The 14,049-nt window shown below is 43.7% G+C and carries 8 protein-coding genes and 1 pseudogene; 3 read left to right on the forward strand and 6 right to left on the reverse strand.

The window, feature by feature from the left end:
- Genes Q8W40_RS18605 through Q8W40_RS18620 form a run of 4 tightly spaced genes read right to left on the reverse strand, consistent with a single transcriptional unit; the run spans position 1 to position 7,428 of the window.
- The gene (locus Q8W40_RS18605; protein ID WP_305399303.1) at positions 1 to 2,310 is read right to left on the reverse strand and encodes a TIGR03986 family type III CRISPR-associated RAMP protein; all 2,310 of its coding nucleotides are present in this window, start codon (positions 2,308 to 2,310) and stop codon (positions 1 to 3) included.
- Positions 2,303 to 3,691 (reverse strand): RAMP superfamily CRISPR-associated protein, encoded by a 1,389-nt coding sequence (locus tag Q8W40_RS18610; protein WP_305399304.1) that lies wholly within the window; start codon positions 3,689 to 3,691, stop codon positions 2,303 to 2,305. The genes Q8W40_RS18605 and Q8W40_RS18610 overlap by 8 nt, the downstream gene beginning before the upstream one ends.
- Entirely contained in the window at positions 3,684 to 5,687 is a 2,004-nt protein-coding gene (locus Q8W40_RS18615; RefSeq protein WP_305399305.1) for an RAMP superfamily CRISPR-associated protein, read from the reverse strand. Before Q8W40_RS18615 ends, Q8W40_RS18610 begins: the two co-directional genes overlap by 8 nt.
- Position 5,688: 1 nt before the next feature.
- Positions 5,689 to 7,428, reverse strand: a complete 1,740-nt coding sequence (locus Q8W40_RS18620; protein ID WP_305399306.1) for a Cas10/Cmr2 second palm domain-containing protein — start codon at positions 7,426 to 7,428, stop codon at positions 5,689 to 5,691.
- Positions 7,429 to 7,798: 370 nt separating this feature from the next.
- Between Q8W40_RS18620 and Q8W40_RS18625 the strand changes: the two genes are divergently transcribed.
- The gene (locus tag Q8W40_RS18625; protein ID WP_305399307.1) at positions 7,799 to 9,085 is read left to right on the forward strand and encodes a DEAD/DEAH box helicase; all 1,287 of its coding nucleotides are present in this window, start codon (positions 7,799 to 7,801) and stop codon (positions 9,083 to 9,085) included.
- A gap of 114 nt (positions 9,086 to 9,199) precedes the next feature.
- Here Q8W40_RS18625 and Q8W40_RS18630 read toward each other — a convergent pair whose 3' ends face one another.
- A complete protein-coding gene (locus tag Q8W40_RS18630) occupies positions 9,200 to 10,168 on the reverse strand; it encodes a DUF6929 family protein (RefSeq protein WP_305399308.1) in 969 nt (322 codons plus the stop codon).
- 625 nt (positions 10,169 to 10,793) lie between these two features.
- Positions 10,794 to 11,768: pseudogene (locus tag Q8W40_RS28160) on the reverse strand (DUF6929 family protein).
- 255 nt (positions 11,769 to 12,023) lie between these two features.
- On the opposite strand from Q8W40_RS28160, the gene Q8W40_RS18645 reads away from it, so the two are divergent.
- Both Q8W40_RS18645 and Q8W40_RS18650 read left to right on the forward strand, forming a co-directional pair.
- Entirely contained in the window at positions 12,024 to 13,406 is a 1,383-nt protein-coding gene (locus Q8W40_RS18645; protein ID WP_305399312.1) for a DNA-3-methyladenine glycosylase 2 family protein, read from the forward strand.
- Positions 13,403 to 13,891 (forward strand): methylated-DNA--[protein]-cysteine S-methyltransferase, encoded by a 489-nt coding sequence (locus Q8W40_RS18650; protein ID WP_305399313.1) that lies wholly within the window; start codon positions 13,403 to 13,405, stop codon positions 13,889 to 13,891. The genes Q8W40_RS18645 and Q8W40_RS18650 overlap by 4 nt, the downstream gene beginning before the upstream one ends.
- Positions 13,892 to 14,049: the final 158 nt, after the last annotated feature.

Below are 14,049 nucleotides of genomic sequence, written 5' to 3' on the forward strand. Positions count from 1 at the left end.
TTACCTTTTTTTGACCTTTCTATTTTTTTGTAGAGGATCTAGCTGAGCTTTTGTGGTGTTCAGCTTTCCTAAGCCTTGCTTTTCGTTTCGGTGATCGTCATTGTTGACAAACCAGTCGAAGATGTTTTCTGAGTTTTCCGCCATTGGGTAATGAATACTGGTATTCTCTATTTGGCTTTCTTGGCTTCGTATATACCTAAGCGCTTTTAAGCTTTCACCGTTTCCAATCAGTCTGTCTTGGCTTGCTATCCCAAGGCTTTTTATCTCAAGCTTTTGTTCTGAATCTTGCCAAATGGACAATAACGGGTGCGACACATCTTTACTTAACTTGTCGAGAAGTTCTACTGCATTGGAAGAGCTTTTTCTCTCTTGTAATTGATGGACTTTAGCTTTGCCAGAAATGTTTCTGTATCTTACTTGTTTGTCTTCAAGCATAACACTTAAAATATCGAGTTTAACTTGCCCATACCCGCAAGGTTTTCCTAATCCAAGCTGATGGGAGAAGACTTCATCAGGTCTGAAGTTTTCAGCCCCCAAACTGGTAAGTAGAAGGTCAAGCTCTGGGGCACTCAGGTTATTAAAGTCAATCCAAGTTCCGAAAACGGGGTTATCACTGGGTGGTAGCCATTCTGCGTGTATCGCCATGCTGTCTGTTCCTTCAGAACCTTCAAGTTTGACTGCCTTTACATCAGGCTGAATAAGATACTGCTTTCTGCCATTTAGCATGGGTTTAAGGCTTTGGTCACTTAAGTCATTTTTGTTAATTGGCTTGCCACTTCGTGGATCGTGCAAGTATAGGCTAGGTGACGGTGTTTTCGGTGAGTCCAGTACAGGTAGCCTAGTGTAAGTGTGAATTTTTATGTCGTCTTTAAGGCATATGGCATCGTGGAATGTCACTCGGGACGCTAAGCTCCGCGCATCTTGGACGTTCTTACCTGATTCGTTATCCATTTGCTCCACTACCCCGAGCAGTGATTCCGCAGGTGATAGGTCATTTCGAGATTTACTCACACCAAATGGAAGATACTGATCGTATCCGTTTTGCTTTAGTGCACCATAGGTCGTGTCACCTGCAAATTGTTTGTGCCAAATTGCGGATAGGCTTAGCTCGGTGACGATTTGTTTAATTCCTTCTGGGTCGTCTGGGTGAAAATTGTAGTCGAAGTAATAGATGTCACCTTCCATTACTTTGTTAATATTCTCTCCTTTAACATCTGTCCACCCAAGTGGATACAAATTCGAATTTCCGTTCTTTTCCAATATCCTCTCGAAGTTTGTAATTACTTTTTCAGGGAGTTCAACTCTTTGTTTCAATTCTTCTTTTTCACTTCGGTAAGGGATGGCGTACGCGTATTTTTTTGAATCCATTAGACCTTCGGTTTTTCCCACCCAGTGGAGTATCGCTCTGGTGTATTTTTCTTGATTAAAGCTTTGCTCTTTTGACCGCTCTATAAATTCTTCTTCGGTGAGAATGTGATTATTTTCGGAGTTGAACTCTAGCCCATTTAGCATCTTGTAAGATGATTTATGATAAAGCTCTGATTCGTCGACACTCAAATCATCCTCTTCAGCTGTCGGGTTGCTGAAGGCCTCGTAAACATAAACGTAGTTTTCGGTTTTGCCGTGAAAACTAGGTATGGGTGAGGTGCCTTTGAAAAGATAGGTGGTATCTAGCTCTAAACTGCCAAATTTCTTTTTGTAGGCGGGGATGTGCCACTTTAAGTAGTCTTCCCAATTTAACTCACCTTCAGAAATCAGGTAATCCTTGTGGATACACTCTTCGTCTTCGGCATCCCATTGGCTAAATTTTAGTTGCCCGTTGTTATACCTAGCTTTATTTGTAGAGCGATAAGTCAGCGGCTCAATATAATATTTCCCGTCGTCTACCCTTACTATCCCCATTGCAGAGTAAGTCTGCTCTGTGGCAGGCATTCTGACTGATAAACTGGTATCTTCCAGCACTCTCATTGGGGCATCACTGATCGATTCTAGTACGTTAGAAATCATGCCTCTCATAGTGGATCCGGGTATGGAAAGCTTGGCTGAACCGTCGCTTCCACCACCATTTTTTTGCCTAAAAAAGTTTACATTCGAGCCACCGTCATCTCTAGGATTCCTTTCGCCACCAACAATCAAAGGGCTGGTATTAGTCAGCGCAACAAAAATTGAACCGCTTAGTAAATCCTTTTTCCACAGCTGATGGGTAACGTGGGTGTTGCCTTGTTTGATGTCTTCAAAGCTTTCGGTGTTTTCTGGTGCTTTGTTGTTTAACGGTACAAAGTGATATGGGTTATAGAATTGATTAGCCATGATTTTTCTCCTTGCCTTCCACCAAGGTTTTCAGTGCGGATTCGATTTGCTGCGACTTAATTTTGGTTAGTTTGCTTGTGTCCCACGCTTTAAGGAAACCGTCCCAGTCTTCAATGGTTTTGCCGTCGGGGAACGTAATGGTTGCGAACACACATCCAAACCCTTTGGCTTGATAGCCTCCAAAGCGGATTTGTCCTTCGATGAGATCGCGCAGCGTGAGCAACAATAGGGCGAGTGATACGCCTTCTTCATCTAATGCCTGTGATGAAATGTTGATAGAACCTTGGTAGCTGACCACATCATAACGCTCAATGTTGTAGTTGGCTCCAGCTTTTACCCCTCCGGTAAACCGATCAATACCAATAAAGTTTTGCTCGAATGCTTTGGCACCAAGAGCGGCAAACTCGCTGATTTGTAAGCGAGAACCTTGCTTTTCACTGCCGTAAATGGGGGTAAGGCATTCATCACTCTCTTTAATGGCTTCTGTACCATAGGTTTGGGTGATAGTGTGGTAAATTTTGGCGGATTGCGCCCTAAGCGAGCCTCTTACGCTGGTGGAAGGTAAAATGGGTGTGCCGTTGTCGTTGAGTTTGGCGCGGATCACCTGAGGGTTGTCTTCTTCGCTTTCTTTTGATTCTTTGTTTGTTTTCTCTATGACTTCACCTGCGGTAAACACCGGAGAGTAGGGGGTTAGGCAAATTTCAAGGCGAAGCGAGTTTTGCTTAACGTCAATGGTTTCGGGTTCTACCGTTATAGGTTGCGCTTGGGTGGGTTTGTCTTCCGTTAGCCAAAGTAGGTGATCACTTTCAATCACGCCCGTTGCGGAGCGGCTGCGGATTTTAAACCGGCCAAAGTTGCTGTTTTTATGCCCACCAAGATTTTGTGCTTTCCAAGCATCAATTAAACCAAGCAACGGTGCAAGCTGATCTTTTGTTGCGAAGTCCATTTGCATGATTACGTTGAACGTTGCCCCTGCTTTTATGTAGTGGCGTTCGTAAAGGTGGCCGTCTTTGGTGGTGCGGGTAACTGGGTTTAGGCTGTTGTGCATACTGGTGCCAATTTGGGCATTGAGTGATGTGGCATCTAAAAATCGAACTTTCCCAGCACAGTGGCTTTTGGTGCCATCACTTTCATTTGAAATTTCTTCACCAAACAATGAGGACATGTCGATTCTTTGGGCTTTGTCATCTACTTGGTTACTGGACAAATTCAGGAGAGAGCCTTTAATGCTTGCGCCTGGAATGTAGTAATTTCCTTCGTGATCGGTACAGCTTTGCAGTTCATTGTCGGATCCGGAAACGCCATTACCAATCAGCAGTGGGCTGGTAGTTTCGAGCTCTGCATGGATTTTTACGTTGTAATACAAGTCGTTGCTACTCATGGTTGCCTCCTGCTGTGTTAATACTTTTTATCACCATTTTATTTTGTTTCTTTAAATCAGGGGCTTGCATACTGGTCATGACGCTGATTTCACCAAATCCATTTTGCGGGAGGTAAGGGGTGTGGTTGAATGTTAGGCTTTGCAAATCTTTAGGCAGTGGTAATCCGTAAGCTTTCCAATGTTCTAGGGTTTGCTTGGCTTTTTCTGCGTTGATGACTTTGAACGTGAACACGGATCCGGCCGAGGTTAAATAGTTGATGTATTGTTCAATGCCCTGAGTTTTGGCGAGATCTTTTGAGAATCGGTGGTAATAATAGTCGCCGCCACCCAAGGTTTGTGATGCATAAAATACGATGAGTTCTAACCCTGTACTTTCTCCACTAACTTCGTTTTGTTTATTACCATTGTTTCCTTCATTTTGTTTGTTTACGGCATTATCAAAGTAATCAGAATACAAAGGGTGAAGGTTTTGCTGTGTTTGGAGTGATTGAGTAGAGAACAAAAGCGCATCCGATTCGAGCTTGATACTTATCAAGCTTTCTTCACATAGGTTAATCTCTTTTGTTTCGTTTTTGCTGGTAAATAAGCTGCTTGCAATAGGAGCTTCTACGATTCCTGTCATTCTGGCTTTAGTTTTGCCCATTTCAGGTATGCCGTAAGCGAGAATATCTTGAATACTGGTGTAGATTTCTTGTTTGATTTTCGGTGACAACCCGTTGGGAAGTACTACTTCGGATAGCCATTCAGTGTTGTCGACTTCAATGACCGTCATACTGTAAAGATTGCTTTCTTTGGCGGCTCCTGTTTTCTCATCAATGGCAGTGTGAACGCTGTAGGTGGAAGTTGGGAAGTGATCACCCAGTTCGAAAAGCTTGACCAGTTTTTCCTTGTCTTTTTCTATTTCTGAGCTTTTTGCAGGAGAGTTCCAGTCGGAGTACTTCCAGTCGGTAGAAAATGTAGGGGCAACGAAGGCTCCCTCCGCATTTTTAAACAGGCTTGGCTTAGTAAGCGTTGCAAGGTTGACAAAAATCGGCTCACGATTGTCGTTGATTTTGGCAAGCGAGAGTGGGCGTTGTTTTGGCCGGTTGTGCATGGATGGGCTAACTGGTTTGGCGTGTCGAAAGACGACGTTGTCAAAGTGTTCGTTAAGCTGCACTGAATTTTTCAGGTGCTTTTTGGCGTTGGCAAACCCGGCTTTGATGATGTTGCCTGCGAGCTTTGAGCTGGATTCTAGGTGGTTATCGAGTTTGCTTTTTTTGCTTGGAAAGCAAATAGGGTGGTCAAACTTTAATCGAATTGGGAATGTGTTTTCGTTTGCGTCGAATGCGGGTAGATGACAGTTTTGGTTTTGTCGTGCCTGATGTTTTGCAAATGGTGTTAGGGTAGCGCTTTGCACTTGTCCGAATCCGACGGTTTTAAACGCGCCAAGCGCGCCTTCTGTTAGCTGTTCGCAAGCTTTGTTCAACCATTTTTCAGCGTTAATTCTATCGGTTTCTGTTGCGTTATTTAGCCAAATTTCCCCTTCAAAGGTGATGCTTTGCCCTGTGGCGTATTTGGATTCAATGATTTGCAAGTGCCCCTTTTCTACAGCTTGAGTACTTTCATTTATTTTTATACGGAAACGTTGGGTGTCTTCCCATGCGATGTGAGATTGCGTTTGAGTTTCACTGTTTGACGTTTCAATAAAACGCCATGGGAAGGTGAGTAACGCGGTTTCTTTTAAATTCCCTTCATCCCCTTCCTTACCAAATAGCTTGTCTGTAAGGCTTTTAAGCTCTGGCGCTAGCGGGAGTTGAGCTTCTTTGAGCGCACTATAAAATCTGCTGACTTTGTCTCTGATATTGCCTTTTACCAGCCTACCGGGGATCACCATTTGCCCGTTGTGTGTTAGCGTTTCGGTGTCAAGCCCAAACGCAATCGCACCTGTGGTCTTAGTAATAAATGGCGCACGAAGGATGAGGGTTAACTTGCATTTGTATGAGTGTAGTTCTGTCATGTTATTGTTCCTCACTCTGGTGTTGGGTGTTCGAGTTATTTGGTGCTTCTGGGGCTAAGTAGTCGTATAGCTCCAGTAGATGTATCCAGAAGTAAGGGTTTTCGTGCGTGAGGTGTGCCAATTTTTCTTCTTCTTTGTTTTTCTTTTCTTTCTTCTTTTCTTTAGGTAGGTATTGGAAAATCGAACCGAGCTTTTCGAGTATGTCTTTGCTTTCGGCATTCAACCCGTTGACCAAATCGGTGTATATGTTGTTCACTAATTGAGTGCGGTGTTGGAACTTAGTTGTATTTTCCAGTTGTTGGGCTTCGTGTTCTTTCTGCGCGAGCATTTTTTGCTCTTGCACTCGTTCCGGTGTGAGGTTTTCCTGTAGCTCAAATGCTTCTACCGGAAGGGGTAGGAAGGTTTTCACAAAGTAATAAACTCGATGGCGGGGCAAGGCGTCTAGAGCGGCTTTTAGGGCTTCATCCAGCGAAGCACTTTCTTGGTATCCAATAGGACGGCGACATTTAGCTTGAGTGTGGAATTGTTTTTTCCAAAAGTCTTCTATACTGTCTTCGACAAAATAATCGATAGATTCCAATACGGCGTAATCGAACAAATTGAATTGCCGACCATTCGGTTGTTCTTTGATGTTGTCTGCAAGCTCTATTGCGAGCTGTTGTGCTTTCTGAATAGGTGTTTTCGCACTACAAAGCACCATGCCAGCCGAAAAGGTGATGGGGTGACCATTTAATGTTTTGTTTTTGTGGTGCTCGAAGAAATGTTGCAGCACGTCAAACCCTAACCAAGCAGGGACCACAATGGTGCTTTCATCGCCACCCCACAATAAGGTTTCGACTTGGATTGGGGTAGTTTTTTCGTTGCCTTTCAATTCTGGTTGTCGGGTTACAAATAAGTCGATAAGTCGCTTCTGATAGTCTTGCCGAATTTTTTTGAGTTCGTCATCGTAACTTTTTTGAGCATCTTCTTGGCTGGATTCACTACCTTGTTTGCATGCGTTTTCAATCGCCTCTCGCTGAATTTTCCCGAAGCTGTTCCCGTCGGCGTATATAACGGCGATTTTTCCATTTAGTGAAAGTGTGGGGTGGGTTCCGGCAAGTTGATGTAAGTCTTGGCTAAGTTGGTACTGTGCTTCGTTAGAGGATTTGTCTTTACCTTCAAAATAAATACTTGTGCGCAGTTTTCGACCTTTTTGAAAACGCTGGTTAACGCTTTCTGATGCATTTTCATTGGCTGTATTGGGAAGTTGCGATTTTTGAACAGTGGGAAGAAAACCGTTGTACGCACATATACCGTTTGGGTTGTCTATAACGCCTGGCGCAGGTAAGGAGAGTTGATTGAGCTGGCTGTGCCTACCCAATGCAATGAGCGCTTCTTTGGCTTCTAGGTAAGTGCTGGCAGTGACGGTATTGACCACAAAGGTAAAATATTTGCCCAACCCGCCAACTGATTTTGTGAGAAATTCTCTCACCGTACAAATCAATTTGTCCTGATCAACAGCGTTTTCCATTTTGAAAATACCAATTGACCCCCCAGTAGTAATAGGTATGAGCTTTCCTTCGATGTCGCTTTTCTTTTCACGAAGATCTTCTATGTTACTGAGCTCTTCTATGGCATTTTTTATGATATTCGAGCTGCCTCTAATAACACTTAGCTGAGACGTATCGAGAATAGTGGCATAGATGTTGACGGCTTCTACTTTTAAGTAAAGCTTTTCGGTGGGTTGAGTGGCAACTGACATGTTTGTGCATCCTACTGAAGTTCGTTTAACCTTTGGGGTAAGTAATCCATTACATGGAAAAACGCATAGTGTGATTAAAAGTGCCTAATGCGGTTAATTTGAAGCGCACTAAGATCTTAATATGCATGTGAATACGCTGCTTTCGAGTTTATAAAACCTAAGCGAGTATAAAAATGGTTAAAGTCACGTTACGGTTTTGAATGTCAGGGTAAGGTTGGTTTTTTGCTATTTTTGTGTCGGTACTCGCATATTCAGTACAGTTGGGTATACTATGCCGCTAATTGAAATTCATGTACCAGTTTGGCTGGCAAGCGAAGTATAGGCTTGCGTTTCAGCCATTAAAGGTTGTCTGATAAAGGACCTTGCTTCAATGTCATTTTCTTCTCAAGGTTTCGCTCCTGATGTAGCGAAAGCACTGACCGAAATCGGTTACGAAAAACTTACGCCGATCCAGCAAAAAGCCATCCCTATGGCGCGTAAAGGGCACGATATTTTTGCCACCGCGCAAACGGGTACAGGTAAAACGGCGGCGTTCTCGTTACCAGTGATCCAACACTTATTGGATTCGGGCAAGCAGCCTTCGCGCCGAACTGCACGTGCTCTGATTTTGGCTCCGACTCGTGAATTGGTTGCACAAATTTCAGACAATATAAAAGCTTACACCAAATACACCTCTCTCAGTGTGGCAGCCGTTTACGGTGGCAATAAGATGTCATCTCAGGTTCGCCAGTTGGAAAGTGGTGTTGATATTCTTGTTGCAACACCTGGTCGCTTGAGTGAACACATGCAAGAAGGCAACGTTTCAATAGCTAACCTTGAATTTCTTGTATTTGATGAAGCCGACCGAATCCTCGATATGGGCTTCATCAACGCGGTACGCGAAATCATGATGGAAGTTGAAACAGCACCTCAGATCATGATGTTTTCTGCGACAACATCTAGCCAGCTTAACCAGCTTTCTGCGGATATTTTGCGCAAACCTAAACGCATTAGCGTTGACCATGAAAACTCTACAGCAGCGACCGTTGCCCATGTTGTTTATCCGGTAGACCAAGAGCGTAAAACCGAACTGCTTTCTGAGCTGATTGGTCGTAAAAACTGGCAACAAGTTCTCGTGTTTGTGAACTACAAAGAAACGGCTAACGAGATTGTTAAAGAGCTTAAATTAGATGGCATAAAAGCGGTACTTTGCCATGGTGATAAAGCACAAAGTGCTCGCCGACGCGCATTGGATGATTTTAAAGAAGGCAAAGCACGAGTGATGGTTGCAACAGACGTTGCTGCTCGAGGTCTGGACATTGAAAGTCTGCCTCACGTAATCAACTACGACATGCCTTTCCTTGCGGAAGACTACGTTCACCGTATTGGCCGCACGGGTCGTGCAGGTAAACAAGGCCATGCGGTTTCTTTTGTTAGCCGTGAAGAAGAGTTGACGTTGGTTCAGGTAGAAAACCTCATCAAGCAGCGTATTCGCCGTGTAGAGCAACCTGGGTATGAGCCAAAACGCCGTGAAGCTTATGTTGAAAAACTCAACAGCAAAGATGCGTTTAAGAAACGTCGTGGTCGCACCAATAACCCAGACGCACCGAAAGATCAGGCTTCTGCTGAACGCAGACTCTCTATGATGAACCGAATTAAAGCGCGTCGCGGTAAATAGTCGATAATCTCTATTTAGATAACGTAAGAACATAAAAAAGAGCATCCATTTGGATGCTCTTTTTGGTTGTATTCTTGAAAGCGTTTGGAATAACGTTTTTATTGTTTCGTAGCGCTACTGAGTAAGGCGGAATTTGAAAAACTCGCTGGTTCCATCATCGTTATCACTGGCAAGAACGCCTTTGATTGCCTGCGAACCGTCTTGGGTAACGGATACCGATTCAACTTTAGTGATAACTTGCTTACCTTTAATAGAGACGGGTTTGGCTACGTTAGTGAGATCGAGTTCTTTACCAGACTCAAGTTGAGAAACGGGGAATGACCCAACAAAGCTGCCAAGGATTTTGCCATCGTTATAAGCGTCGCCTGTTGCCTCAACTGAAGCTGTAAACACCAATCGTTTCGCTTGTTTCCAATAGGTTGCGCCAGAAAGACCCGCTTCAAATCCACCCACTTCTGGCAACGTGATTTTGTTGCTGCCTAAGTTAGCGATCGTGTCTGTTTTACCCGTGAGGTAATCTTCAAACTGCTGTACAGGGGCAGTGAATATTACGTTTGAGCCACCATTTCCGCGATTTAGGATGAAAACAGTTCCTTCTGAAGCGGCTAAGCCTTCAATATTTAACTCTTCTACACCGTATTCACGGCTTTCTCGGTAAAGTTGTTCGTATAAAGGAATGAGTGAACGCTCGATACGGATCTGCTTATCTTGGCTAACAACAAATGCCCATTCACGAATGCCGGATTTGCTTCCAGAGCCAAGCATAACAAAGGAAGGCTTACCGTTGACCTTCAACAACTCCATCGCTTCGAAGTCAGGTTTTACTTTTTTAAGGATGCGCCCATTTTCTTCGACTGGGTAGTGTTTGATGAGATCTTTGTCTGCGATTCGAAAGTTCAAACCAATCTTGTATAGCCATGGAGAATCGTCACCTACGGCATAAACCATGTCTTCGGTGTAAACAATTCCAGAGGCGGACGGAAAGGCAGTGTTTTGTTTTGGTGTCGTAACGGTTAAATCTGCTGAGGAAGCGGAAAATGGTAATCCGATAGCGAGAGCCGTAAATAAAATTCCTTTTTTCACTGATAGTCCTTAGGGTCTGATGACCTTTCGAGATGATTTTTGCAGAAATTTGTGTGCTGTTTATGCAAGGCAGAGCTTATTCGGTGTAGTCGCTCTACATCAATAGGCGATAACGCAGTAGAAATAGCACACAAATACTGCCCAAAGGGTTCGTTTCAATACGCTTTACTCTTTGTTACAAGGTATTTACGTAGAGTGACTAGGCTGCATACCTTGAGCCGCGATTAAAACGCATTGAACTCGAACAAAATTTAACCGCGAAAGGTCATCAGACCCTAATGTGTTGCGATGCATATCTCGAAAATTAGCATCTACTTATACTGTAAACCAGATATTCATTCCAATAAATGAGGCGGTTAAACGGAAATATGAGTGAAGTCACACTCATTGTGCCTCTCTTATGAATTCATACATTCGGCACAATCAGGTTTTGGATGGTAAGCTCCTTCAATACCAATGAGCTTAAAAAGAAATGATGTGAGCTTTTTTTTGTGGCTTAAAAGTCAATAGCTGAAATGAGATCTGTGGGGGAATAAAAATAAACTGCCATATTTTCTGCAAACCAAGCCTATTTCTACAGTGAGAATAGGCGTGGTTTTATATATGGCAGCGAATGGGCTAAGTCCTACTTGTGTAAACTAAACGAGAAAAACTCGCTCGTACCGTCATCGTTATCGCTGGCTAATGCGCCTTCAATGGATTCTGGGGTACTGACCTTAATCGAAACGGATTCAACCTTGGTAATTACTGGTTTACCATTCTTGTCGATCGATTGAGCGTATGGGCTAAGATCCAATGTCTTTGTTTCGCTGAGCTGTCCTACTTCGAAATGGCCGACAAAGCTGCCTAAGATCTCTCCATCGTTGTAGGCATCTCCTGTTGCTTCTACCGAAGCGGTAAATACTAAGCTATCCGTTTCTTCCCAATAGGTGCCGCCAGAAAGACCCGCTTCAAATCCTTGAACGTTAGGAAGCGAAACATGATACGTACGTAAAGAGTTGATTTTGTCTTGCTTACCTAAAAGGTAGTCCTCAAACTCAGCAGCCGTTAAGGAAAAGATAATGTTTGAACCGCCATTTCCACGGTTGAAGATGTAAACCGTGTCTTCTGAAATAGCCAGTCCTTCGATGTTTAGCTCTTGCTTACCGCTGAATTTACTTGCGCGTTATAACTGCTCATAAAGCGCGACCAGTGAACGTTCAATCTTGACGCCCTTATCTTTGCTGATGACGTATGCCCATTCGCGAATGTCTTGTTTGCTTCCCGATCCGAGTAGAACCAAAGCTGGGCGGCCGTTTACGGTGAACGACTCCATGGCTTCAAAGTCTGGTTTTACTTTTTTAAGAATTCGACCATTGTCGCCAACTGGGTAATGCTTAATCAGGTCTTGGCTAAGGATATTGAAATCCAAGTCCATGTTGTAAAGCCAAGGCGAGTCATCACCAACTGCATACAATGTTGTACCGTCTATCACCACGCCGGAAGCAGAAGGGAAAGTGGTATTTAAAAGAGGCTCAGAAACAGAAAGGCTGGTTGCCTGAGCAGAAAACGCCAACGCACTGCTAATGGTCAGTGCTAAAGCTGATGCTTTTTTAAACATGGAAAATTCCTTAAAAACTATTGAGTTAGGATTGATTGGAATCTATCACTCACGTTTTATATCCACTAGTTGAATATGAGCTTGTCACTAAGAAAGTTTATTGTTTTTGGGCTGACCTCACGTCTATAAATCTCACTATTCGGTGAATTCTCATTTGGTTCCGAAAATGGCTAGTTTGCGTTTCAAAATTGAGTAGACTGGATAACATCAGCTTCACATATGAAATCAGAGTTTTCAGCTAAGGATGCGACGCCAATGAGTAATCAACCACTTTCAATTGAGGAATGTCAGCGAGCAAGAATGGCACGAGATCAGCGGTTTGATGGTCGTTTCTATGTAGCCGTAAAAACAACCGGTATTTTCTGCCGTCCTATTTGCCCTGCAAATTTACCGCAGGAAAAGAACGTGACTTACTATTTCGACCAAGCACAAGCTTTGCAGGCTGGGTTTCGTCCGTGTTTGCGTTGTCGACCAGACAGCGCACCCAGCTCGTGGGCTTGGAAAGGGGCAGAAACGTCGTTCCAGCGTGCGATCAAACTGATAGAGCAAGGGGCTCTGCAATCTGGTGGTATTTCTGATTTGTCTGATCGATTGGGTATATCTGATCGCTACCTAAGAAAACTCTTTGATAAGTACCTCGGCATGTCTCCCAAGCAATACGCCCAATATCACAAGCTGATGTTCGCAAAACAGCTTTTGCATGAAAGCTCAATAAGCATTAGTGACATTGCGTTTGCCAGTGGCTTTAACAGTGTAAGGCGGTTCAATGATGCATTTAAAAGCTTGCTAAAGCTAACACCGACCCAAGTAAGAAAATCTGAGGGTGATGCATCGAAAACCAACCATATACGTTTAGGCTTCAAATCGCCTTTGCACTGGCAGCATATGCTGAATTTCTATCGGATGCGCTCCATTGAAGGGGTCGAAACCATTGGAGATGATTTTTACGAGCGGCACTTTAGTTTAAATGGATCAAAAGGGTGGTTTCGGGCTTCTGTGATTTCTAATCAGCACATGCAGGTTGAATTCGAACTTGATGATATAACCCAATTGAAAGCACTCGTGGTCAAGTTACGTCGAATGTTTGATCTTGATGTGAGTATTACCGAAGTTGAGCATCACCTAACAGCGATAGCGACAGATCTAATCCGAGAAAGTGGGATCAGAATCCCCGGCGTTTGGAGCCCTTGGGAAGCAGGGGTAAGAGCCATCTTAGGTCAGCAAGTATCGGTTAAAGCGGCGATAGGTCAGCTTAATTTGTTGACTGAGAAACTGAATTCGACAGATAACTCAAAAGACGGTTCGGGTATCCGTTATTTCCCTACGCCAGAGAAAGTGGCAAGTGCGGAATTAACCTTCCTTAGAATGCCCAACAGTCGAAAAGAAACGCTGGCTCGATTTGCAGATTATTGTTTGAACAATCCCGATGCCGATCCATCTGAATGGATAGAAATAAAAGGGGTTGGACCGTGGACCATTAATTACGCTCAGCTTCGTGGTCAGTCCATAGCCAATTGCTTTTTAAGTGGCGATCTCGTCGTTAAGAAGGCGATGGTCCACTATCCAGAAATGTCACCTGAAAATGTCGCCCCTTGGGGCAGTTACGCCACCTTACATTGTTGGAATTTACCGCTATGAAAAATTTATCTGAAAACGTTTATACCATTTTGTCCAGCAAACTGGGGGATGTCACGATCCAAGCGAATGATGACGGTTTGCTAGGTATTTGGTTTGAAACGTATACGACAAAACCACAAGAACTTGGACGTGAAGATCGCAAGCACAATGTGTTAGCTGAAGCTTGCAAGCAGCTTACGGAATACTTCGATGGAGGTCGAAAAACCTTTGATGTACCTCTTGCAGCAAAAGGCACCGATTTCCAAAAACAGGTGTGGCAAGCGTTAACGCAAATTCCTTTTGGAGAAACTTGGAGTTATCAAGATCTCGCAAACACTATTGGCAACCCGAAAGCGGTGCGAGCAGTCGGGCTTGCCAACGGCAAAAACCCTATATCTGTGATTGTGCCGTGCCACCGCGTGATAGGCAAAAGCGGTAAGTTAACCGGATACGCTGGTGGGTTAGAACGCAAAGAAGCGTTATTGAAGTTGGAAGGGATTCTTTAGACGGCTGAGTAAAGAATATTATGAATTGTAACGTAAGTTCATATTCAAAAATGTCGTAATTGAATTGATTTATGACCTATAAACTAAACTGGTCATCATCTTATTTTCCAATCAAAAATTCGCTGAACCTAGTACCTTGGGGGCGTTTGGGTATATGC

The organism is Vibrio penaeicida, assembly GCF_030689305.1.
Lineage (GTDB): Bacteria > Pseudomonadota > Gammaproteobacteria > Enterobacterales > Vibrionaceae > Vibrio > Vibrio penaeicida_B.